The sequence below is a fragment of the Legionella bononiensis genome (assembly GCF_016786215.1).
Classification (GTDB): Bacteria; Pseudomonadota; Gammaproteobacteria; order Legionellales; family Legionellaceae; genus Legionella; species Legionella bononiensis.
The window spans coordinates 111,102-135,683 of the sequence record NZ_JADOBG010000012.1 but is presented as its reverse complement, the minus strand read 5'-3'; the positions used below and the strand labels follow the sequence as shown (position 1 = coordinate 135,683).

The following is a 24,582-nucleotide window of genomic DNA, read 5'->3' as shown; positions in this document are numbered from 1 at the left end:
ATTGGATAAATAAAGTATGAATCAGGCAAATTTGGTTAATCGAGTATGGCAGGATCCTGCTTATTTTATAGCGTTTGGGTTTGGTAGCGGCTTGATGCCAGTAGCACCAGGAACCTGGGGTACTCTCGCTGCTGTCCCTCTTTATCTTTTAATGATGGATACTCATTGGAGTGTTTACCTAACGCTGACTGTCCTGGCTTTTATTTTAGGGGTATTGGTCAGTGACAAAGTATCGCGAGACTTAGGAGTCCATGATTATAAAGGCATCGTTTGGGATGAAGTCGTAGGTTATTTATTGACTATGTTTTTAGCCCCCAAAGGATTATGCTGGATGATTGCCGGTTTTATTTTATTTCGTCTTTTCGACATTTGGAAACCCCAGCCAATCCGTTATATTGATCAAACAGTACATGGAGGTTTGGGCATCATGCTGGATGATGTTGGAGCTGCTGTTCCAGCCTGGTTGATCATGCAAACCTTAGCTTGGAGTTTTTCGTGATGAATGAAAATCATAAAGAACTTATCAGTATGGGATTGACTGTTGGTATCGTTGTTCTTTCTATTTTTATTGTACATAAATTTATTCCTTCAATGATCTGGGCGGCAATTATTGCTATAGCAACCTATCCCTTGTATAAAAAATGGTGTGATTTTTTTGGCAAGAGAGATAATGTATCTGCATTATTATTTACTACGCTTATGGGGTTGCTGTTTCTTATTCCTTTAAGCTGGTTAGTCGGGATACTCATTAAAGAGTCACAGCTCTTCATCAATTTTTTGCAGCAAATTAATAAGGATGGTGGGGCAGCGCCTGAGTTTTTTAAAAATTTTCCTTTTATAGGTAATGACTTAGTACAATATTGGGATACCAATATTGGTAAACCCGGCAACATAAAAGACTTCTTATCCAATCTTCATGTTACACTGACTCCAGCAAGTTATTATATTAAACAAATCGGATTTAATCTGGCTCATAGAAGTTTTCAGGTCGGCTTTACTTTATTAACCTTGTTCTTTTTTTACCGTGATGGCGATAAATTACTGTTACAAGTCCACCATGTGGGAGAATATTGTTTGGGTACTCGATGGTTTCGTTATTCCGATCGACTTCCAAGGGCCTTGCGCGCTACAGTAAATGGGACCATAGTAGTAGGTATTGGCGTGGGTATTCTGATGGGGGTTTGCTACGCTCTTGTAGAGTTCCCAGCACCTACATTAACCGGATTTATTACCGCATTGGCCGCAATGATTCCTTTCGTTGTACCTATAGTGTTTATCACCGTGGCATTGGTTTTACTCTCTGTCGGCAGTTTGATAAGCGCCATAATCGTTTTGGTCTGGGGAACATTGGTTATGTTTGTTGCGGATCATTTTATTAAACCGGTGCTGATAGGTGGGGCCATAGAATTACCATTTCTAGCTGTTTTATTTGGTATCCTGGGAGGAGTTGAAACCTTAGGCTTACTGGGATTATTTTTGGGGCCTATGGTCATGGTATTATTTGTTACCCTGTGGCAAGAGCCTCAGGGTAAACAACAGTAAAAGGTCCGCCTCTATCAGGGAACGATCATTTTGGGTCCATCTTGAACGAGCCTAAGTACCGCTTTTATCGAAAGATAAACTGACGGTAAAGTTGAGCGAGTTAATTACATACCGCTCGTTTCCGTAGTTTTTCAAAGTATTGGTCGTGAGATAGCGATAGTCCATCCCGGCCCAGGTGAAATCATCCATAAAGAGACCTAAACCAAGAATACCTTGAGCGGCGCCACTAGTGAATGTTCTGCTTGAACCGTGAGAGGTACTATCCAGTTCGTAATAGTTTCGAATGAAATTTCCTCTGCTTGTAACACGCGCGTAACCAACACCTAATCCTACGTAGGGGAATACACTCTGATTGTCGCTATCATAGTTTATAAAATCCCAAAATAGGTTAGCCAAACCGTACATGGTTGCAACACTGCCATTAAACGCGAGATTATTCGCCTGAAAATGATCCTGAGGACAAATACCTGTGGGGGTCTGAACAATTGGACTGAGCAGAGTGCAATCGCCAATATCTACAGAACCCGATCCATTCCAGTTATAAAGAAATTCACCTTCAACCCTGAATTGATGGTAGCGGTAACCCAGCATAGCGCCACCACCGCCTCCAATTCTGCTATTATCTACTCTACCCACCCAAATCGTCGGATCAGGCGGCTCTACAAATGCAATTTCATGATTCGCAGGACCGGAACTCATTTCGCCCAGTAAGCCCAAATAAAACCCTTGTTCCGGATTTACTGCAAAGGCTGAACTGCTGATTAGCAGGTTCGATAACAAACCCAGTTGAATTAGCTGCTTCATTAAAAATCCTTACTTATAATTAACCTGATCAAAACGATAAATTGCCCCAACATTGGCGATATGCGCCTGGAAGACTTTTCCGAATCCACTCGGCGTATCAGTTGCTACATAGCGGTATGCTAGGTTCACGGCATAATTTTCCGCAAAATTATAAGTAATCCCTGCTGTTCCCTGATAGGCAAAAACGCTGTCACTAACAGAGAAAAAGGTTGGCGCAAAAGGACCTAAGCTGGAAAGATTCGCTTGAAGATAGGCATAACCAATACCTAAACCTAAATAAGGAGAAATCGCTGGTAACATTTCAGGAAAATCATAATAGATATTGGCCATTAACAAGTTGGCTGATGAATAGCCTGATACGCCAAGCTGATCGATATGATTGATACTAAAATGCTTCAGATTGCCTCTAAGATAAGTATATTCGGCTTCATAACGTAATGGATTACTTTGAAATCCGATGCGTCCGCCGGCGTTATAACCACTCTTATACCCGGTACGGTCTCGATATACAAAAATACTGGTATAGTTGTCGATATTGGCAGGTATATAGGTATAACCACCGAATACGCTGGTATACCAACCGTCAACTGGTGTTGCTGCTGAAGCAATGCCAGTGGCTAATAAAGCCGCTGAAAGTAGTGAAATTCTCATGACATCCCTTTGTTATTATTTTTTAACTAAACCATGTTAGCGATTTACTTTAAATTTGCAAGCCTTCTGTGGTGCTTTACCTTGAGCATTGCTGAATTTTTTGTTTTGTATGGACTGAGCTTTTAAAAGCAACTTAACTTAATAGCGAATTGAGCTTAAGAATTTTGTTGCTTGTATAAAAAAATTATTGAGGTAATATGATAGATGGACATAAAAAGGAGATTATATGCCTCCCAAGGATGGTAAGAAGAGATTAGTCATTCTGGATAATTTGGATTTATTCGTTGAAAAACTATTAACTCGAGTCGCGGAAGAATCAGAACAAGCCCGTGCTGACCTGATTGAAATATGTGAAACAGCCAAAAGAAAATACAATCAACCAATTCAATCCTGGTTCTTTGGATTCATTTATCAATACTCCAGAGTCAGAGGTTCCGAAGTCGACCTGGCGATCAAGAGTATGGAAGAATTCCATGATACCTGTACTCGATTGCAGGAAATTAAATTATTAGTCAGTAAAGGCAAATGGAATGTTGGCTCTTATAATTATTATTTGTTTGATGGATTAATTAGTAGTATTCCTGGATATGAACCTCTTACAGATAAAAACCGCGAAGCGGTCATTGAGCGGGTCAGTGAGTTAATTATAGATAAAATCGATTCCTTTATCGCTCAATACATAGCTAATCGTAAATTGATTGAAGCAAAAGAAAAAGAACTGAAAAACACACAGCAAAGCATTCAACAAACAGTTGATAATGTACTCATTGCTAAAACTCTGGAACTGGCTTCAAGTTCTGCTCAATCGTCACATGATAAAATTCAATTTGTCCTATATAAGGAAAAAAACATTTGGAAATTACATTGGGTTGATGTATTGGGGAAAGCATACAGTATTGAACCGGGCGATGAATTGATTGAGATACTTCATAATAAACAGTCTGAGGATCTGGATACATTGCATCCATTGATTATGAAGCGATTGAAAAGGGAATGTGTTAAAGCAAGGGATATGTTTCTTGATAGAGTTCAGATTTTAGTAAATCCCAAAAACCCTAGAACCAATACCGAGATGAGTAATGATGAGTTGGAACAAACAGGGAACCTGACTACTTTTGTTCTACGTGGCGAACCTGGGCATTATTCTCTATGCTGGATCAATTCATTAGGCAAAGATAAGGCTATTACTTTAGATGAATACCCTCAAATGGCAACCTGGCTTGAAGGGCAAAAATCGTTAACAGAAGAGCATATCTACACGTTGAGATCGTATTTAATGTATGTAAATACATCAAAATCAATTGGCATGGATGAATTTAAAACTCAGTTGAAGAACTGTTTGGAAAAAAGACCACCACCACCTCCACCCAAAGATGTAGATCAACCTAATACTGGTAAAAAACTAGATTTACGTTTATTCGCTGATCTTGAAAAATGTTTGCAACGAAAAAAAGATGCCCCACCAGTTCTAGCTGAGCCAAGTAAAGATGAAGAGACTACAGCGTTGAGTCCAGGGAAGGTACCATTACCAGGTAAACTCAACCTGAAATTGTTCAGTACTGTAGTTAATTCTATAGAGCATAAACAAAATGCTGCTCCAGAAGAGTCAGTTACTGGAGCATGCTCAAGTCAGGCCACTATTCAAAACCATTAGTTATTGGATAACGCCAGTCTTTTCCGAATGCCACTGGGCTGATTTTGATTCCCGGAGCAGCCTGGCGGCGTTTGTATTCATTGCGCTTTATTAATTTAATGACTTTATTCACTTCCTCAGGTTTAAAGCCCTTATTGATAATTGCTTTGGCACTCAATCGTTGTTCCATATAAGCGACAATAATTGCATCCAGGATTGCATATTCAGGCAGGCTGTCCTGATCTGTTTGATTGTCCTTTAGTTCAGCTGATGGAGCTCGAGTAATCACCCGTTCAGGGATAACTGGTGAAATGGTGTTCCTGTAGTGTGCCAGATCATACACCTGCGTCTTAAGTACATCTTTCAGTACGGAGAAGCCACCGGCCATATCCCCATATAATGTGGCATAACCTACAGCTGATTCACTTTTATTGCTGGTAGTAAGTACCATTTTTCCACTTTTATTGGACATGGCCATCAGCAACATCCCACGTATTCTAGCTTGTATGTTTTCTTCAGTCGTGTCAGCGGCTAATCCTTGAAAAACTGGATCAAGTACAGACAGAATGGAGTTAAATACAGGTTCAATTGAAAGTGTTGTATGAGAAACCTTGAGGGTATTCAGTTGCTGCAAAGCATCCTCTTTACTCATTGACGCAGTATATCGCGATGGCATCATTACCGCATGAACCTGTTCACATCCCAGGGCATCCACTGCTATGCTTAAAGTTAAGGCAGAGTCTATACCTCCTGATAGTCCTAGCAGGACACCCGGAAATTTGTTTTTTCTGACATAATCTCTTGTACCGCAGACTAATGCTTTATAAATTAATGCCTCATTTGAGAGAAGGGGAGTTAATTTTCCCTTAATTGTGTCCTGTGCGAGTTCTACCGTACATAACTCTTCTTCAAAAGCGGGTGCGCGAGCGCACAGGGCGCCTGTTTTATCCATGGCAAATGATTGACCATCAAACAATAATTCATCCTGACCACCTATCTGGTTCACATAAATCATTGCGATCCCTTTTTTGGCAAAAGAGCGAAGTAATTCTACTCGGGCAGGATATTTAAGATAATCGAAGGGGGACGCATTCAAGCTTATTATAGTGCCTACGCCTGCTTCGATTAAATCCTCTACTGGGCCTGGTTGCCATAAATCTTCACAGATGCAAATTCCTAAAGTGTGATTTTTTATCGTTAACGTGCACGGATCTTTTATTCCGGGAGTAAAATACCGTGCCTCATCAAATACATGGTAATTTGGTAATTTTTGTTTGTGATATTCTCTGATTTTCTGTCCCATATGGAACATGCTCATACTGTTATAACAGCACTCGTTATCCAGAACAGGATGACCAATCATTACATAGCAGTCTTTGGTAGCTGCCTGAATGCGTTGCAAGCTTTCACTAATTACTTGATAAAAATCCTTACGAAACAACAAATCTTCAGGGGGATAGCCCGTTAGTGACAGTTCAGGAAAAATGATTAAATCATGCTCTGATTGTTTGTTTTCAATGATTTCAATTATTTTGCTTTCATTGGACTTAATCGCGCCAACTGTTGGATTGATTTGTGCCATCAAAAGCTTGAGATTCGCTTGCATGTCAGTAGGTCAATTGAGTTGTTTAATCGCTATTGTATCGTATATAAGTATAAATATATATTGAGACCTTTCCTCTTTCCGTGTAAATCGGTTCTCAATTAAAAACGTTCACACCAGAGCATACATCATTAACTTCTCTTGTCCATTACACAATAAGCATCAACAGCTTCTAACAATTAGCGTTTTGGTCTTTGAGATGACTCGCTATCGATATCCATCTTTTCGGAACTTGAGGGTTGTGATGAATGATCGTGACTAAAAAACGAAGGCGAAGAGGGTGCGGCGGTGCTTTTGGCTGCCGTAGCATACGCCTGAAGGATTTTCAGGGATTCTGGATTTCTCGCCGCATAGTCCAGTACGGTTTTGCCATATCTGTTTTTAGCCATAACAGCCGTTGATTTTAATTCCTCTGGCAGGCAGGCCAGAATGAGCGTCAGGGATTCTGGATTATTCGCCGCATAGTGCAGTGTGGTAAAATCATATTTGTCCTTTGTCATCAGGGCTGCTGCTCTTTCGTTTTCCTGAAAGCATGCCAGAAGGAGTCTCAGTGATTTCGGTTTGTTTGCAGCTCTGAGCAGCACTGTTTCGCCATTCCAGTTCTTCTTCATGATTTGGGCTGCCTTGGTTTGCTCTGGTAAATCGGTCAAAATGAGTTTCAGAAACTCCGGATCGATTGCCGCTAGGTGCAGCACGGTATTACCAGACCTTTTTTTCTCCATCAAGAGTGTTGCCGTTATTTCCTTTGGCAGGTAAGGCCAAAGGAGATTCAGAGACTTTGGATTATCAAGTGCACAATCCAGCACGGTCTCGCCATCCCTGTTCTTATCCATCACAGCAGCTGCCTTTTTATCCTCAGGCAGGCACTCAATAAGGAGTCTCAGGGATTCTGAATTGGCTGTTGCCCGGTGCAGCAAGGTTTCACCTTTCCAGTTTTTTGTCATCACGATGTCTACTCTAGCTTTCTCTGGCAGGCAGGTCAGAAGTTGGTTTAGTAATTCCGGTTTTTTTAGCGCCAAATCAATAACCGTTTCGCCTTTCTTGTCCTTCTTCTTCACGGCTGCTGCCCTTTCGCCTTGCGGTATATTGGTTAGAAGGAGTCTCAGAGATTCCGGGTTGTTTGCCGCCCGGTGCAGCGAAGTATAACCATTATTGTCTTTGGCCATCACAGTCGCTGCTTTTGCAGATTCAGGTATGCAGAGCAGAAGGAGTTTCAGAGACTCCGGATAATTTGATGCCTCATGCAGTAACGTAGTACTTCCCCTATTCATCACCATAACGGCATCTGCCCGTTCAGCTTCCGTCAGGTATTCCAGAAGAAGTTTCAGGGATTCCGGGTTACTTGCCGCATAGTGCAGCACAGTCAAACCATTATTGTTCTTCGCCATCAAGACTTCTGCTCTTGCTACTTCCGGCAAGCAGTCCAGAAGGAGCTTCAGAGATTCCGGGTTGTTTGCTGCATAGTGCAGAAGGGTGCTTTGATCCTCAAATTTCATCATCACGGCCGCTGCCTTTGCGGTTTCCGATAGGTAGGTCAAAAGGAGTCTCAGGGATTCCGGGTTGCTTGATGCCTCAAGCAGTACAGTATTTTCAAATCCGTCCTTTATCATCATGGCCTCCGCCCTTTTGTCATCAGGCAGGGCGTTAAGGAACCATAGCACAAAAGACAGATAACCATTATGGAGCGCTGTGCTGAGCGGAAGATAACCATTAAAGGGTACGAGGTAGTCCGCACCCCTTGCAAGAAGGGCAGCGGCGAGAGGGATGTGGTTTTGCTCCGCAGCTAGATAAAAAGGCGTCAACCCGTCATCATCGACAGCATCAGGATTGAAATTCGGATGTCCAACGACAGCCTGAACAACGGTTTCCGGTGTATCTTTGGAAGCGGCAAGGAGTTTTGCTATATCAAGACTGGTGGCGGAAGTAATAGTACCTGGCGAGAGCAGTGGCGGTACAGTGTCTGGTGCCACGCCGTTAGCGCTATTCTCGACATAATTAAGGAGTTCATCTGGATAGGAGTCGCGCGCAAGCGTTTGTGCGGCTATGCCCTGCGCCTCATTGAATCGATTGCGCAGGAATTGCAGGAGGATGCGAAGATTCATTTGAAATGCATCTGACCAGGTGTCTTTGGAATAGCACAACGCATGGAGCAGGATGCGGTTTATCTGATAAGGAGTAATCTCGAGCACACCGTCTTCATTTATTCGTCCGGTCCATTCGATAAGCATACTGTCACTGAGACTGATTGCCGGTATGGCATTTTGTGTCCGTACGTTTTCCCGAAAAAATAGCTCACAAAGCTTGGTGAACAGATTCGCGCGCACGGTTATCTCATCATCTCCGGTTGCAGCAAACCAGCTGGCAAAGTAATTGCCGATAAAATCGTGAAAGGAAGTGTTTCGCCATATGCCAAAACCACGTTCAAATGTCCTTAATTTGCGTTCAAGCGCTCCGACGTCAGAGAGAAGCGCCTGAAGGGACGGGGTTGGAGTTTCGAGGCATCTGGCCAGAAACGATATAGAATCGTTCCAGGCAAGAAGATCTTCCGCTGGAATGTCACCTATGTTCAGCAGACTTTTGTGTTTCTCATACTGATGAAGGGCGTCCAGAAGGCGTATAAGCAGATACACTCTTGAGAATGCTTCATTCGCATCAGTCTCAGCCAACACTTCGGGCAGGAAGTCGGGTCCTCGAAGCCAGTCGAGCAATTCACGGGCTAAATGCTCAATTCCTGTTACAGGAATTGTGTCCATTCCTAACGCGGCATTCAATAATGCTGGATGGTTCAGGGCGGCAAGAAGTGGGGTGAAATTGCAAGGTATGTTTTTAAGTCCTTCCATGGTGCAATAATCGTGAATCGTGTTCATCATGCCTTTGTCGGGTAGGGCCTCGATTTCGTGAAAGCGCGAAAGTACCCAATTCTGTGCGCTTTCAGACCCACCAGCGCCTAAAATCGCCTCTTCAACTGGTTTTGGCATGCCTTCGAATATCCATGGCAAAAACAAGGACTGGAAATACCTGTTGAACACCTGACGCTCATCTCCTTCCGGGTCTCGTCCATTAGGAAGATCAATCCCCATCTGTTCATCAAGAACCTTATGAACCATGAAATCAAACAATCCTCGGAATAACAGATCATCTGCATTCAACGGTAGACGTTTGCCTTCATAGCCATTGAGCGCCATAAGCCATGAATGGCGAATCCCTGTGGCACAGATGGGTGGGTGAGCCGTTGCAAGGGCGTTGTTGATGCGGTCGAATTCCTGAAGACGCAGGGCTCGCTCTATTTTGGGTGAACTTCCTGGTGGCACCGGCCAGACGTGTTCATCGGTATCTATCAAAGCGGAAAGCACTATGGTATAGACTTCTGGCAGCGGTAGGTACCATTCCTCCGAAATTTCAGAATCACTCTTGGCACGCATGAGCGTGACCCGATCCAGTTCCGGATTCAGAGAACGAGGGCTCAGGGTTGTAGCCAGCCAGGATTTAGTGGTGTCGGTGAGGAACGATGTGGTTTGACGTTTTTCATAGCGCTCCCTGACGCTTTTAATACGCGTTTGCGCTGCAGCATTGCCTTCAGCGCTTAGGGACATGCGTGATGTAGCAGATGAAGAGGCTGACGCAGTAGAAGAGCTTGCGCTACGATGACGAAAAAGGTATTTTGGTGCAAGACGAATGGCGAGTGATGCTGCCGCATTCGATACAATCATATCGTGCGTGCTTTGTTCCTTTTCTGCAGCAAGGGCAATTTGGCGCTCTCTAGAGTCTGTCATAGGTATTTGCCTTTTGAACTCATAATTAGAATAATTTTAATTCAATTAGTTGTTTTTGTAAACATTATGGTCTTAGTGTAATCTGCTTCAGCAAGAACGATTTATTCTCTGCATATTATATTAGTTTGAAATCGAAGGATTAACTTATCTTAAAAACCAGTCTGGTTCTATTCACTGACTTTCTGCTGTCACGCGTTGAGAGATCCTCACTTTTTAAAAATGCATATTAATTAAACCTAACTTGTATATTTTATAACGTGTCATCTTCACGAAAGGGGGCACTGCCATTAAGTTAAGAGTTTCTCCTCGAACCGTTCGAGGTTAATTTGGAAACAAAATTACTAACTTAATGGCAGTGGTGAAAGCGGGAAGCCATTAAGTTAACACAATCAGGTGCTCATTTGATGCATGGATTCCCGCCTTCGCGGGAAGGACGTATATTTTGCCCAGATGGGTTTTCTATTAAATAGATGAGTAATTAAATGCCAGGTTTCCTCATCGTTTTCGCGAAGGTGACGTATAAACAGTGAGGAGCGCTTAGGGGCAAGTCGCTGGACGTCGACTTGGATGTTAATTAGCGACAGGGCACGTAGGTGACAGAGGAGATGTCCTAATCTACTTGCGTAAAAATAGAATGTTTATTGTAGCCAATTCTCAATTGATTCCATTGTTTGTTTATTGATTAAATAAAATTCTTCATACAGTTTTTGGGGAATTCCTGGTTTTTTATCTTTGAAATAGTTTTCCAATGCTTCACAAGCGTATCGCATGCGGATGGTTCCGAAATAAAGAGCGCTGCTTTTCATTTTATGTGCGATCTTTTGTACATGGGTAAAATTTTGTTTTTTCCAGGCTTGATCCATTTCCTGAAGATCCTGTTCGGTTTGAGTCAGCAGCATTTTTAATAATTCAGGAAGGGATTCTTTTGTTTCTATATGTTCAAGAGCGCTGTTTATATCCAATAGGGGATGTTGCTCAAAATTGAGTAGTTGATAGAACGATGAGTTATTTACTGTTCCGGAGGATGTGTCTTTATTCTTTAATACATAATCAGTTAACAAAGCAGTGAGCATATCCTGTCTGATAGGTTTGGTCAGCATTTTGTTAATACCCGCTTTTAATCCTTCTGGTTCTGCATCGGCTATAGAATGGGCTGTTAATCCAATGATAGGAACAGGATCTTGTCCGATTTTTTTTTCATATCTGCGGCATAATTTTGCTAAAGTTGTCCCGGAAATATCAGGTAGTCCAATATCGGTTAATACCAGATCAAATGAATGAGACTTAAACAGTGCCAGTGCTTTTTTCCCAGTTGTAGCTGACAGAAAATTACAATGGGCATGTTTCAGCGCATTTTCCGCCATTTTGAGTGCGATGGCATTATCTTCTACCAATAATATTACCGGAGTATTTTTATTTGAATTACATGCTTTATCTTTTTGTAAGTGTGCCTGACTATCAGCAGTATAAGTGGCCGGTACCGATTGAATCATGTCAACTGTCGTTTTGTCCCCGGTTGATGGCGTCTGGGTTGGTAACACCACGGGTATGTTGAGAGTAAACGTTGAACCAACTCCTGGGGTAGAGTCTACTGTGATATGGCTATGCAGAATATGAGTGTATTGTTTGACTATATGTAATCCCACGCCATGACCGGCATAAATTCCTTCATAAGAGGGTGTGCCGCGATAAAAGCGTTTGAAAATTTTTTCTTTATCTTCATGTTTGATTCCAGAACCACTGTCTTTTATATAAAACGACAAAATTGTATTTTTACCAGAAGATTCCTTTAGTTTGACGCCAATTTCAATAAATCCTTTTTCAGTGAATTTCACTGCATTTCCTAGTAAATTCAGTAAAATTCGATGCAGTTTGGTTTTATCTGTTTCTATGAACACAGGGACATCGTGTTCAATAGTCATTTTTAAATCCAGATTTTTCAATTTAATGGTAGGTAATTCCAAATCTGCAATATTCTGGATTAAATCGACTACGTTGAATACAGACAGATTAACCTGGTTTTCTTTTTCGCTTCCTGTAGCAATAATATCCAATACACTGTTGAGCATCGCCAGCAATTGTTCACCACTGATATTGATCAGATGGGCGTGCTCTTTCTCTTCTTGTGAACTTACTGATTGCTCTAAAATAGTAGACATTCCAATAATTCCACTTAATGGAGTACGAATGTCATGACTCATATTTCGTATGAATTCATCCTTGGCCTGGTTCGCTGCTTCTGCTTTCTCTTTAGCTTGTTTTAGTGCTACCAATAATTTTTTTTGTTCCGTGATATCAATAGAAGTTCCGACTATACCGATGATATTTCCATCATCATCGCGCAAGGGTGCTTTGATTGCAGTAAAATATTTGGTTTCTCCAGTGGATATATCTTTAATGACTTCTTCCTGGGATAAAACCATTCCGGTTCTCATGACTTCTTCATTATGCCGCTTGATATAGGCAGCCATTTCTTTGGGGTACAGTTCAAAAAGGGTTTTGCCCACATAGGCTTCAGCAAAACGTGCTCCGGTCGCATTGAAAACGGCTTCGTTTCCACCTAAGAGTACACTGTTCACATCTTCCCAATAAATAGGCGCTGGCAGAATGGGAGCAACGATTTCAAGTAGTTTAAGAATGCTTGCTTTTGACATGCTCCACCTCCCTTTTTATGTATTTGCGCACGTCTTCATTGGTTATCATGTCCCATGCAAAACCGAGCTGTTTTAGTATCGATTGCGTTCTATCCTGAAGTATTTTTATCTGTGTTGTATATCGATGTTGCTCGTTTAACCATCGCCTGTGAAGCAAAAAGAGTTCAAGCGATTGGTTGTATTCTTTATTTTCCAATTGGTTCATTATAGTAGTAATAAACTGATTAATTGTGACCATCTTAACATCAAGACTGTTGTCCTGAGTGAGAATATCACCTAAATTATAAGTTTGGGGATTAAAAACATGAAATATGGAGTTACTTAATGCATTGATATCAAAAAGTTTAATTATTGCCTGTGCAGTTAAATCCACTGGAGAGATTTCTTCCATGCTGATTTCTGGTGCTACCATTTTTAAGTTAATCAAACAGTTGATCCGTGTAAAAAATCCATTTTCTTCGATATTTTCCTGTCCACGATGAGTACTGGCATTAAAAGCTAAATTGCCCACACGGTAAATCGATCCAAGAATCCCATGCTTTCGGTATTTCATTACAATTTTTTCGCCTTCATATTTGGTTTTTACATAAATATTTGAACGATCTTCCATATTATCCCCGTCATCATCTTCTGTAAAAATATGATGATCACAGTTTGGAATATAGCCTTCATTTAAAACAGATGAGGTGGAAATATAATGAAAATGTTTCAATTTGGTTAATTTGGATAATTCCAGCAAATGACTTGTAGCCTGAACATTCGCCCGATAAAAAGTATCGTATTCCCCATAGTGTTTTGTAAGCGCTGCGGAATGGATGATACTGTCAATTTGTGTGATAAGCATTTGATAGGTTTCTTGGGAAATCCCTAAATCCTTTTGTTCAAGATCGCCGGCGTAAACAAAAAGGCGCTTGTTCAGGAAGTGATTTAAATGGTGCTCAAAATAAAATTTATATTGTTTATTTATCCGTTCAAATGCGTGTTCATCCGTGTCAGCTCGTATCAATAAAAAGATACTGTAATTAGTAGATGTTAATAATGTATGGAGTAAATTACATCCTAAAAATCCAGTTGCTCCAGTAAGCAATATATTGCTTATCGGGGCTTTTTCAAAATCAACGTTCAGTTGTCGTATGGATGAGTAATAGGAGTCCAGTTTGTTTTGAAATCTGGTTTCATTGTAAGAATATGAACTCTGCGCCTGGGAACGATAAGCTTCCTGAATGGCTTCCAGATTTTTTTTCAGATTATCCTTAATAAACGGTATGTCTCGAGCAATTTTTTTAGGAGTTTTTAAATTAAATACATCCGTCACATTAATATTAAAATTGGATTGTAAATTGGCTACAAGGCTGATGGCGATAATGGAGTTACCGCCAATTTTGAAGAAATCATCTTCGATACCCACTTGACGTAATGAGAGTACTTTAGCAAAGGCGTCACAAACCAGCGATTCTTTATCATTTGTTGGGGGGGAGTATTGACTCATTGGTGTTAATTCAGGCTCGGGCAATGCCTTTCTATCCAGTTTTCCATTAGGTGTAAGTGGTAAATGGGTTAAGTGTACCAAGGCGCTGGGTTGCATGTAATCGGGTAAATGTAATGCCAGATATTCTTGTATTTTACGTTCATCAATTTTTTTATTAGTGACATAGTATCCAACTAAAAATTTGCTATTTGTCTGGTTGTCTTCGGAATCCATCAGATTTTTAACCAGCACTACGGCTTGTTGAATATTAGGATAACTGCTAATAGCTGCTTCAATTTCGCCAAGCTCTATGCGATATCCTCTGATTTTTACTTGAAAGTCATTACGCCCGATGTATTCTAAATTTCCATCAGGACGCCATCGGACCAGGTCTCCTGTTTTATAAAGACGACTGTTAACATCCTGAATTTGTTCTTCTTCCGATTGAAAAGGGTTAGAAATAAAGCGTTCAGCAGTGAGTTCTCTCTGATTCAAATAGCCTTTGGCTACTCCCTGACCACCTATATAAAGTTCCCCAATAACTCCTATCGGTTGAGGCATTTGTTCTGCATTTAATACATAAGTTGTAGTATTAACTATTGGTTTTCCAATTAAGTGAACTTCGCCGGCTTTAATCTGCAATCCAGTAGCATAGATGGATGCCTCAGTGGGCCCATAGTAGTTATATAATTTTGTTTTATTTGACCAGTACAATGCGGTTTCTTTATCGCACGGCTCCCCAGCATAGATGATTGCTTTCAGTGATGGGTATTTTATTCTGGGTAAATTGGCAAGCAGGACGGGTGGCAGGTAAATATAATTGATTTGATGTTCAATGATGTATTTGCTGGTTAATAAAATATCCTGTCGTAAGGTATTACTTAAAAGATGTAGTTCATCGCCCTGAATTAGTGGGACAAAAAATTCGGAAACAGAGACATCAAAGGCGTAACTAGTAAAAGCAGTAATTTTTAATGGAGTAGGTTCATGATCACGTGTGTAAACATCCGAGAGCGCTCGTAGGGTGTTAATGACATTCTTATGCTCGATCATGACTCCTTTGGGTTTTCCAGTGGTTCCACTGGTATAAATTACATAAGCAAGGTTAGTGCTGGTATCTGCAGTAATGATATTGGTACTTTCGAATTTCTCGAGTTCCTGTTGAATTCTATAGTTATCAATGGCAATGATCTCCAGATTGTCAAAACGAGATTTTGATTCGAAGCCTGGATAAGCCAATTGGGGTTTTATTTTGTCTCTATGATGTTCGTTCAGGATTATTATATTTGCTTGAGTGTCTTCAAGAATATACTCTATACGTTCTTGAGGATAACTGAGATCAATAGGTACGTAAGCCCCTCCTGCTTTCAATATGGCAAGAATTGAGATCACAGTAAATTCATTTCTATCCAGTAATAATGCAATCAGGTCATCCGGTTTAATCTGATGGCAATTTATCAAGTAATGAGCCAGTTGATTGGCCTTTCGGTTGAGCTGCTCGTAGGTTAATTTAATTTCTTCAAATACCAGCGCGATGTCTTCAGGTGTTTTTTGTACCTGCATTTCAAAAAGGTCTACAAGGGTTTTATCCTGCGGAAATTGTTGCCCAGTTTGATTAAATTCATATAAAACCTGTCTTTTTTCTTCAGGGAATGTCAGGTCAATTTGTGATAAGAATTGTTTCGGATCATCTAATAATTTATTCAGGTAATTAAAATAACGAGGCAGCAGGGAAGCAGCAACACATTCCGGAAGTGTATCTGAGAGTATATCTGCACTAAAGTACAACGAGTCCTGATATTCTCTATATTTGATACATAATATTGAGTTTGCTATTTGTGCATAGCCTTTGCTTATTATCTGTCTTTCCTGCAGGATCAGATCCGCAGGTTTGGCGAGATTGGAATTGGAAAAATTAGAGATCGGACCAAGGTTAATTTGATTATTTAATTGGAGTGATGCCAGGTGTTTAAAAAAAGGCATTTTGTCGCGTAACATATAAGTTAAGGATAGAAAGGTCTCTTCTTCAGCGAGGCTTAACGGCAAGATTAGCGTATTGATAAAACAGCCGGGAATGGTTTTATCTTTTCGTATATTAGTGGGGTAATTGACCAGGATGTTTTTTTGATTATTCAGCTTTGCAAAAAACACACTCCAGGCCAGCAGGAGTAAATTGAACATACTCACATGGTAGCGCTTGCTCGCACTCACCAATTTTTGCATCACACCACCTGGCATTTGTTCTTTAAAATATAAGACTTTCTGACTTGGGTTGTATTCAGAATGATCCATATTTTTAGCAATGCTATTTACTGATTGAATGTAGTTTTTCAGCTCTGAAAAGTCACTTTCTGTGTGTAACGGTACTTCTTTTTCCAACTTGGCAATATATTCTTCCGGAGTGTCTTTCTTGATGGATTTGCCTGCAATTAATTGATTAAGATCGTTTATAAAGTGATCCAGAGTGTTGGCATCCATTAAGATGTGATGAATATTAAACAACGCAATATAACTCGAGTTATCTGTGATAGTGATGATGTTTAATCGGATGGATGAGTTATTACTGATATCATGCCGTTCTCTAATTAACGTGTTCTCAACTGTATCAAGATCCTCTGAGGATGTTGTTACAAAATGTATTTCGGGTGGAAGATTCGTATGAATACGTCCAATGACTTTATGGTGATCCAGTTTGAATGTTTGTCGTAAATACGACTTGGCATTAACAAGCTCATGCAGTTTTTCAATTAATAGTGTGATTGAATGTTCATCATGTAATTGATAAGAGAAGCACAGATTATATCTATTGATATGATTATCGACCTCAAGTTGATGCGCAATCAAGAAAGGTAATAAGCTGTTATGTGCATTATATTTTTTCATAATTTACCTGTTTTACATAAAGCCTTGGCGAATATGCAGTCCGATAATGAAATATCATGGTTCAAGGACCTTTAATTTGTATAGTGATATTCGGGTGTGTTAACACACTCTATTCAGTGCCCGTTCGTCATAGCCATTTTACTTTTATTCATTCTTGTCAGGGCTTATGAAAACGCCCAATCTCTTTGTTAACAGGAATTCTATTTATTCAAATCGAGTTATCGGCTTGTACGTGAAAATCTTAAAGAATTGCTTTTATAATGATTTGTTCGTGTTAGTTTGGATCATAGGACATCTTTAACCCTTTAATAAAATGAAATGATCTAAAATTGGCTTACTCAGTTATTAATAAACCATATTTTATCATAATTTGTTTCTGTGTATAAATTTTAATGTATTACTAATAGGGTATCAAACAGGACTTTATCCATTTGTGTCAGTTCTCTTTGCAAATACACGCAAAGACGACATTTTGATTGTTAAAAATGGCTAAGGTCTGGTCACAGTATACCAAAAAGTTTTGTACTACTTGATTAAGACAATGAAGAACATTACAAACATCCTGTTACAGAGACAATTGTCATTCAGAACCAAAATTGACTACAATAGACCCTTTTGCCTGGATAATTCTATTTTATGCTAAATGAAGCAATATCAAAAATGCCCGAAGCTTTTGAATCGAAAATACTGCTCCGGGGATTAGAGTACTTTCAAAATGGTCAAGTACTCAATATTCGCTTGAGTGATGGATTATTAAAAGGACGAGTTAAAGGCAGCAGCAGTCAGATTTACGATATTCACATGGATTTGAAAACATGGCCGGGCAAACCATCCCGTTGTTCCTGCTCCTATCATAGTAATTGTAAACATGCAGCCGCGTGCCTCTTCGCCTTGCGAGATAGGGAAAAACTTAATCTTCAGTCGCAATCTTCTACTAAATTGGATAAAAAACTGGATGTCTGGCTCAAGAACTTACGTGCTCAGGAAGCGACCGAAGTTAAAAAATACGAAGCAACCCACCATTTAAATTATTTAATTGCAGTAAAACTTTCGGGTTATGAACATAAAGTTTCTATTAAATTGGCGTTGGCTAAAATTTTAAAACGTGGTGGCTATGGTAAAAAGAGTATTTTTAATAGCTTACCAGAATCCAAAAAACAACACTTTATAGATAATGATGATGATATAGTCGCGCAATTATTATTCAAATGTGGTGTTTCTGGCTGGTTTGATAATTTAACGATTCGTAATACGGAATTATTGGAAAAAATTATTGCTACAGGACGTGCTTTTTTTATTGAAAATGAAGACATCCCTATCCAATTAGGAGAAACGTTGACTGGAACTTGCGAGTGGGTTCTGGCAACTAATGGAAATCAAAGTTTAAAATTAATGCATGATGGAGTGAGTCTTGAGCCTTTACTGCTTGACGAAAGCTGGTATTTTGACAGTTCTGTGCCCGTGATGGGTCGACTGGTTACACCCTATCCTGTAAGGCAATTACGTCATTTATTGGAAGCTCCTCCGATACCTATAGATCAAGCTGAATTGTTAGCGCAAAAAATGGATAAAACATGTCCAGAGTTTCCCACTCCACACGTATTTAAAAGTCGGGAAGTTAAAGAAGTTAAGCCAATACCTATTTTAACACTGGATACAATTAATGAGTTTGATAGTGAGTCATCCTGGTTTTACGACCGAGATGAAGACATTAACGCGGTATTTATCGCGAAGGTTTCCTTTGACTACAATGGCTTGATTATCCCTTATGCTGAACCCTGTCTCAATGTGATGCGTCAGCAAGAAGATGTATTGGTTGAATATAAACGGGACAAAGATTTTGAACAATTAAAATTAGAAGAGTTACATCAATCAATTGAATTAAGACCTACGCATAAATGGGAAGAATATAATTGGAATCTTGATGAGCATGAGTGCTTCGTCTTTGTAAATGCAACTGTTCCAGCAGATCTTGAACCTTTTTATGCCCGATCCTTGCCTTTTTTAAAAAGCCAAGGGTGGCGGGTGGAATTTAAAAGTTCATTATATCAGGAAGTAGTGAGTGCTGAGGATGTAGAGTGGTTTTCAGATATTCAGGAAAGCACTACAGATTTCTTTTCTTACCAACTGGGTATTTTAGTAGAAGGCAGACCCGTCAGTATTGTTCCTTTGGTTGCAGAGTTAATTCAACGATATAGTGGAAATGATTTGGATGGTTTGCCTGATGAACAACGCGTTAATCTTCCTCTAGAGGATGGACGGGTTCTGCAGTTACAAATGGGACGGATTAAGCCGTTAATTCGCCTGTTGTTCCAATTTGGATTGCGTCAAATAGATGAAAATCATCAATTACAAATCAATAAATATCAATTTATATTGATGCAGGAAGCCGAACTGGCATTAGCTGCGACGAAATCTCGTTGGCAGGGTGCAGAGTCATTACGAAAAGAATTGCGTCAGTTAATTACCCTGAGCGATTTACCAGAAATTCCAACACCCTCAGGACTGCATGCCAGTTTAAGAGATTATCAGCAGTATGGACTGAATTGGTTGCAGTTTTTACGGGTAAGTCAATTCAGTGGAGTTTTGGCGGATGATATGGGATTAGGTAAGACGGTACAGACTCTTGCTCATTTGCTCTATGAAAAGGAACAAGGACGATTGACTCAGGCTACCTTGATCGTTGCCCCTACCAGTCTGGTTGGAAACTGGCTAGCGGAAGCGAAACGATTTACTCCGGATTTATCTGTAGTCGCCTATCATGGCAGTGATCGGCACCTGGATAATTTTGATGATTACGATTTAGTGATATCTACTTATGGTCTAATTCATAGGGATAAAGAGAAATTTGTTAATTATAATTTCTATTATCTGATTCTTGATGAGGCGCAATTTATTAAAAACGCGCGCACTAAAACGACTCAGATTATTCAACAATTAAAAGCAAAGCATCGTTTGTGTCTTACCGGAACACCTTTGGAAAATCATTTAGGTGAACTTTGGTCTTTATTTCACTTTTTAATGCCGGGTTTGCTGGGTGATGCGAAACAATTCAGGCTTTGGTTTAGAACTCCTATAGAAAAATACGCTGATTTAGGGCGACGAGAATTATTAGCCCGAAGGGTGAAGCCTTTCATGTTAAGGCGAACGAAGAATCAAGTAGCCAGCGAATTACCGCCTAAAACTGAGATGACCCGTACCATCGAAATCGTGGGCCCTCAACGAGATCTTTATGAAGCAATTCGTATGAGTATGGAGAAAAAAGTCAGAGATGCCATTGCCAAACAAGGATTAGGGAAAAGTCATATTTTGCTATTGGATGCATTATTGAAATTGCGTCAAGTCTGTTGCGATCCCAGATTGTTAACTCTGCCAGAAGCAGCTATTGCTCATGGTACTTCCAGTAAATTGGAGACGTTGATGGAGCTACTGGATAATCTGGTTGAAGAAGGGAGACGCGTATTGGTTTTTTCTCAGTTCACCTCAATGTTAAAACTAATAGAAGAGCAATTAAACGAAAGAAAATACGATTATTTGAAATTAACAGGGCAAACCCAAAACAGACAGGCTTTGGTTGAGCAATTTCAAAAAGGTTCGATTCCTATATTTTTAATCAGTTTAAAAGCTGGTGGAACTGGCCTCAATTTGACACGTGCTGATACGGTGATTCATTACGATCCTTGGTGGAATCCTGCAGTTGAAGATCAGGCAACGGATAGAACTCATAGGATAGGACAGGAAAATCCAGTTTTTGTTTATAAATTAATAACATCAGGAACTGTAGAAGAAGCGATCTTGGGGATGCAGGAAAGAAAACGATTGTTGGTAGATGGTATCTTGTCCTCTGATGCATCCAAGACTATGACTTTGACGGAAGCAGATCTGGATCAATTTTTCATGCCCCTCACTTGAATGGGCATATTTGGCGCATCTTGCGCGATCTCGCCTGCTAAAAAATGCTCACATACAGGTGTATGCTGCGCTTTTTTAGCAGACGAGATCGTGCAACCTGCACTCAAATCTCCCCATTCAATGCAATCTGGCGAGATTGCGAAAAGATATTCAACCCTGTAGCCCGTATTAGGCGCAGCCGTAATACGGGATTTCGAAGTCCTATAATCCTTGTATTACGGCTGCGCCTAATACAGGCTACGAACTGATCATTCAATGCAATCTGGTGAGATTGCGAAAAGAAATACAACGATGTAGCCCGTATTAGGCGGAGCCGTAATACGGGATTTCGAAGTCCTATAATCCCTGTATTACGGCTCCGCCTAATACAGGTTACGATCCAACGATTCTCATACATGTTGCTTAACAAGCTGGATCGTGTAAATAGAGTTCATAACTGATTAATAAATAAATGATTTTAAAAAAATATTGGCAAAATTGATGATCATGGCTTATGCTTTTAATGGTTGCTAATTATGGAGAATGTTTATGAACGTATGGAAGTCACTATGTGGTTTTTTGATTGCAGTATGTTATTTACCTATAGCTATCGCCGCAGGCACACCTGCTGGAACCTGGACTACTATCGATGATAAAACAGGTGCCAAAAGAGCTGTAGTTAATTTGTCTATCTCCAACGGAACTTTAAGCGGTTATATCGTTAAAGTTTATCCACAACCAGGTGATACTGGTATTTGCTCAAAATGTCCTGGAGCTTTCAAAGGTAAGAAAATTCAAGGCATTGGTTTTGTATGGGGTCTAAAAGACGAAGGTAATGGAGTTTGGGGTGGTGGTTCAATACTGGATCCCAAAACTGGAAAAATTTATAAAGCCAAGATGACCCTTCAAGGTAACAAACTTTATGTAAGAGGTTATGTTGGAGTTTCTGTTCTGGGTCGTACTCAAACCTGGGTTAGATAATCTGATTTATAAAAAAATAGTATAAAAAGGCACACTAAAGTGTGCCTTTTTTGTTAAAAGCACATTACAATGGTATTAATAAAAAAGTATCTGTAACCTAACTATCGTGCCCCGACTATGCTAGAGCTTCAAACTTCTAAAAAAACAGTTGATCCATTGAAACGCCCACCTCACTCTGCTGAAGCAGAGCAATCCATAATTGGTGGTTTAATGCTGGATAATCAGGTTTGGGATAAAATCAGTACCAAACTATGTGAAGCAGATTTTTATCGCACGGAACATCGCATTTTATTCAGAACTATTGCTGCCTTAGCTAAAAAGGATCAACCTTTTGATGTAGTCACACTTCTTGACGCCCTAAAGTCTCATAATGAGTTAGATGATGCCGGTGGTGAAGCCTATTTATTTGAATTGGCAAATAATACCCCAAGTGTGGCTAACGTATCGGCCTATGCGGACATAGTCAGGGAAAAATCAGTACAAAGACAGTTAATCGCAGTCGCCACAGAGATTGCTGATTCAGCTTATAATCCAGTAGGAAGGCAAGTCCCTGAGTTATTGGACCTGGCCGAATCCAAAGTATTTGCTATTGGAGAACAAACTGGCGGTGATGGCGGTCCTGAAAATATCAAGTCAATTTTGGTACGTGCTGTTGAAAAAATTGATGCCCTCTATCATAGTGGTGATGCGATTACCGGACTAGCAACAGGTTTATCAGATTTAGATGAGATGACATCAGGTTTACAACCCTCAGACCTGGTGATCGTTGCGGGTCGTCCCTCAATGGGTAAGACTACTTTAGTTATGAACATGGCAGAACATGCAGCCATCAAGGCGGGTAAACCGGTATTGGTTTTCTCTATGGAAATGCCTGCTGATTCCCTTGCGATGAGGATGATGTCTTCTCTGGGGCGTATTGATCAACACCGTATCAGAACCGGTAAACTGGATGATGATGATTGGCCGCGTGTTACTTCAGCAGTACATATGCTTTCTGAAGCCCCATTATTCATTGATGATACGCCAGCATTAAGTCCCGGAGAAATGAGAGCGCGTTCCAGACGCTTGGCAAAAGAGCATGGCTCACTGGGCTTGATTGTGGTGGATTATCTTCAGTTAATGAAAGCGCCAGGGTTTGGTGCTGACAACAGAACTGCAGAAATATCTGAAATTTCACGGAGTCTAAAATCTTTGGCAAAGGAATTACAGGTACCTGTCATTGCGTTGTCACAGTTGAATCGAAGTTTGGAACAAAGGGCGGATAAACGTCCAGTAATGTCTGACTTAAGGGAATCAGGCGCTATTGAGCAGGATGCCGATTTAATCTGCTTTATTTATCGGGACGAAGTCTATAATGAGGATAGCCCAGATAAAGGAACTGCTGAAATTATCATAGCCAAGCAAAGAAATGGACCAATTGGTAAAGTTCGAGTGGCGTTTCTTGGTAAATTCACGCGTTTTGAGGATTTGGCTTTTAATGGGTATCAAGGGGTAGATTAAGGTGTCCAGACCTACCAGACTGGTAATAGAGTCAAGCGCGCTATTACATAATGTATTACAAATAAGACGTTTTGCTCCCGGTAAAAAAATAATTGCCATGGTCAAAGCCAATGCTTATGGCTGCGGCGTCAAGGCAGTGGTTCCTGTACTTGAAGGACAGGTGGATGGCTTCGGAGTAGCTTGTCTTGAGGAAGCGTTAGTCATTAAGGCAATGGGAAGCCAGACTCAATGCATTCTTTTTCAGGGAGTATTTAGTCCCGATGAATTATTGGTAGTTGCTCAAAATCAATTCGGTTGCGTACTGCATCATCCTCATCAATTAGAATGGCTTATTAATACACCCTTACCTAACCCCATTAAATTATGGGTCAAAGTAAATACGGGTATGCATCGTTTAGGATTTAAAGTCCAGGAGCTCCAGGACATAATGAGTGCATTACAATCCTGTTCCTGGGTTGATAAAGATATTGGATTAATGAGTCATTTGGCTTGTGCGGATGAATCGCTAAGACAAGAGAATCTGCAACAGATTTCTCTATTTGAAAGTATAAACGTACCAGGATTCACTAAGCGCAGCATCGCTAATTCAGCAGCAATTATTTCATTTCCAGAAACGCATGGGGATGTCGTAAGGCCTGGTATCATGCTTTATGGTGTGTCTCCATTTAACCATCAAATGGCTCCAGAATTGGGATTAATACCAGTAATGCGGTTTATGTCTGCTATAAGCGCTATTCATTACCATCCTCCTCATGCTCAAGTGGGATACGGTGGCACCTGGAAAAGTGATAAACCTTCAGTGATTGGTATAGTCGCAGCAGGTTATGGTGATGGATATCCCAGGCATATAGCTCCTGGTACCCCGGTCTGGGTTTGTGGAAGAGAGGTTGTAATTGCAGGTAGAGTATCCATGGATATGATGGCAGTCGATTTAACTGACCATCCTGAAGTTAAAATAGGTGATCCTGTTGAACTTTGGGGAAATCATATATTAGTTGAGCGAATTGCAAAATCTGCTGGTACTATTGGCTATGAACTGTTATGCCAGATCTCCGAACGGGTGCGTCATGATTAGTGATGACTAAGGAATGATTCATCAAAAGTTTCTTCAGATGAAACAGTAATTTGGGGCGAAATCCTGAACTATGGATAATATCTGGCCGTGATGGTAGAATGGCAACCGATTTGTAACTCATTAA

Annotated in this window: 13 protein-coding genes; 7 read left to right on the top strand and 6 right to left on the bottom strand. The window is 40.3% G+C overall.

The features are described 5' to 3' along the window. Window positions 1-16: 16 nt before the first annotated feature. Window positions 17-499, top strand: a complete 483-nt coding sequence (locus tag IZU94_RS08885) for a phosphatidylglycerophosphatase A family protein (RefSeq protein WP_203109948.1) — start codon at window positions 17-19, stop codon at window positions 497-499. Further along, a complete protein-coding gene (locus IZU94_RS08880) occupies window positions 499-1,542 on the top strand; it encodes an AI-2E family transporter (protein ID WP_203110191.1) in 1,044 nt (347 codons plus the stop codon). Before IZU94_RS08885 ends, IZU94_RS08880 begins: the two co-directional genes overlap by 1 nt. Before the next feature lie 51 nt (window positions 1,543-1,593). On the opposite strand, the gene IZU94_RS08875 is transcribed toward IZU94_RS08880, so the two are convergent. Both IZU94_RS08875 and IZU94_RS08870 read right to left on the bottom strand, forming a co-directional pair. Next, window positions 1,594-2,346 carry an outer membrane beta-barrel protein gene (locus IZU94_RS08875; protein WP_203109947.1) on the bottom strand — a complete coding sequence of 251 codons (753 nt, stop codon included), beginning with the start codon at window positions 2,344-2,346 and terminating at the stop codon, window positions 1,594-1,596. A gap of 9 nt (window positions 2,347-2,355) precedes the next feature. Further along, complete coding sequence (locus IZU94_RS08870; protein ID WP_203109946.1) at window positions 2,356-2,997, bottom strand: outer membrane protein; 642 nt, start codon at window positions 2,995-2,997, stop codon at window positions 2,356-2,358. A 226-nt stretch (window positions 2,998-3,223) separates the two neighbouring features. Between IZU94_RS08870 and IZU94_RS08865 the strand changes: the two genes are divergently transcribed. Further along, window positions 3,224-4,651, top strand: coding sequence for a hypothetical protein (locus IZU94_RS08865; protein ID WP_203109944.1), 1,428 nt, complete (start codon window positions 3,224-3,226; stop codon window positions 4,649-4,651). Here IZU94_RS08865 and IZU94_RS08860 read toward each other — a convergent pair. The 4 genes from IZU94_RS08860 to IZU94_RS08845 all read right to left on the bottom strand — a co-directional run bounded on the left by IZU94_RS08860 (window position 4,635) and on the right by IZU94_RS08845 (window position 17,011). After that, window positions 4,635-6,236, bottom strand: coding sequence for an NAD+ synthase (locus IZU94_RS08860; RefSeq protein ID WP_203109943.1), 1,602 nt, complete (start codon window positions 6,234-6,236; stop codon window positions 4,635-4,637). The genes IZU94_RS08865 and IZU94_RS08860 overlap by 17 nt on opposite strands. Before the next feature lie 176 nt (window positions 6,237-6,412). Further along, a complete protein-coding gene (locus IZU94_RS08855; RefSeq protein WP_203109942.1) occupies window positions 6,413-10,006 on the bottom strand; it encodes an ankyrin repeat domain-containing protein in 3,594 nt (1,197 codons plus the stop codon). A gap of 638 nt (window positions 10,007-10,644) precedes the next feature. Beyond that, window positions 10,645-12,660: an ATP-binding protein gene (locus IZU94_RS08850; RefSeq protein WP_203109941.1), complete on the bottom strand. Its 2,016-nt coding sequence runs from the start codon at window positions 12,658-12,660 to the stop codon at window positions 10,645-10,647. Then, entirely contained in the window at window positions 12,638-17,011 is a 4,374-nt protein-coding gene (locus tag IZU94_RS08845; protein WP_203109940.1) for a non-ribosomal peptide synthetase, read from the bottom strand. Before IZU94_RS08845 ends, IZU94_RS08850 begins: the two co-directional genes overlap by 23 nt. 636 nt (window positions 17,012-17,647) lie before the next feature. Between IZU94_RS08845 and IZU94_RS08840 the strand changes: the two genes are divergently transcribed. The 4 genes from IZU94_RS08840 (at window position 17,648) to alr (ending at window position 24,458) form a co-directional block, all read left to right on the top strand. Further along, window positions 17,648-20,923, top strand: coding sequence for a DEAD/DEAH box helicase (locus IZU94_RS08840; RefSeq protein ID WP_203109938.1), 3,276 nt, complete (start codon window positions 17,648-17,650; stop codon window positions 20,921-20,923). Window positions 20,924-21,451: 528 nt separating this feature from the next. Then, entirely contained in the window at window positions 21,452-21,883 is a 432-nt protein-coding gene (locus tag IZU94_RS08835) for a DUF2147 domain-containing protein (protein ID WP_203109937.1), read from the top strand. Between the two features lie 117 nt (window positions 21,884-22,000). After that, window positions 22,001-23,383: a replicative DNA helicase gene (gene dnaB / locus IZU94_RS08830; RefSeq protein WP_203109936.1), complete on the top strand. Its 1,383-nt coding sequence runs from the start codon at window positions 22,001-22,003 to the stop codon at window positions 23,381-23,383. A 1-nt stretch (window position 23,384) separates the two neighbouring features. After that, window positions 23,385-24,458 carry an alanine racemase gene (gene alr / locus IZU94_RS08825; protein WP_203109935.1) on the top strand — a complete coding sequence of 358 codons (1,074 nt, stop codon included), beginning with the start codon at window positions 23,385-23,387 and terminating at the stop codon, window positions 24,456-24,458. The last annotated feature ends 124 nt before the right edge of the window (window positions 24,459-24,582 follow it).

Coding starts and splice junctions, on each gene's coding strand:
- IZU94_RS08845 (WP_203109940.1), bottom strand. CDS start 17,011: ATGAAAAAATATAATGCACATAACAGCTTATTACCTTTCTTGATTGCG.
- IZU94_RS08855 (WP_203109942.1), bottom strand. CDS start 10,006: ATGACAGACTCTAGAGAGCGCCAAATTGCCCTTGCTGCAGAAAAGGAA.
- IZU94_RS08885 (WP_203109948.1), top strand. CDS start 17: ATGAATCAGGCAAATTTGGTTAATCGAGTATGGCAGGATCCTGCTTAT.
- IZU94_RS08850 (WP_203109941.1), bottom strand. CDS start 12,660: ATGTCAAAAGCAAGCATTCTTAAACTACTTGAAATCGTTGCTCCCATT.
- IZU94_RS08835 (WP_203109937.1), top strand. CDS start 21,452: ATGAACGTATGGAAGTCACTATGTGGTTTTTTGATTGCAGTATGTTAT.
- IZU94_RS08860 (WP_203109943.1), bottom strand. CDS start 6,236: ATGCAAGCGAATCTCAAGCTTTTGATGGCACAAATCAATCCAACAGTT.
- IZU94_RS08865 (WP_203109944.1), top strand. CDS start 3,224: ATGCCTCCCAAGGATGGTAAGAAGAGATTAGTCATTCTGGATAATTTG.
- IZU94_RS08870 (WP_203109946.1), bottom strand. CDS start 2,997: ATGAGAATTTCACTACTTTCAGCGGCTTTATTAGCCACTGGCATTGCT.
- IZU94_RS08840 (WP_203109938.1), top strand. CDS start 17,648: ATGCTAAATGAAGCAATATCAAAAATGCCCGAAGCTTTTGAATCGAAA.
- IZU94_RS08880 (WP_203110191.1), top strand. CDS start 499: ATGAATGAAAATCATAAAGAACTTATCAGTATGGGATTGACTGTTGGT.
- IZU94_RS08875 (WP_203109947.1), bottom strand. CDS start 2,346: ATGAAGCAGCTAATTCAACTGGGTTTGTTATCGAACCTGCTAATCAGC.
- dnaB (WP_203109936.1), top strand. CDS start 22,001: ATGCTAGAGCTTCAAACTTCTAAAAAAACAGTTGATCCATTGAAACGC.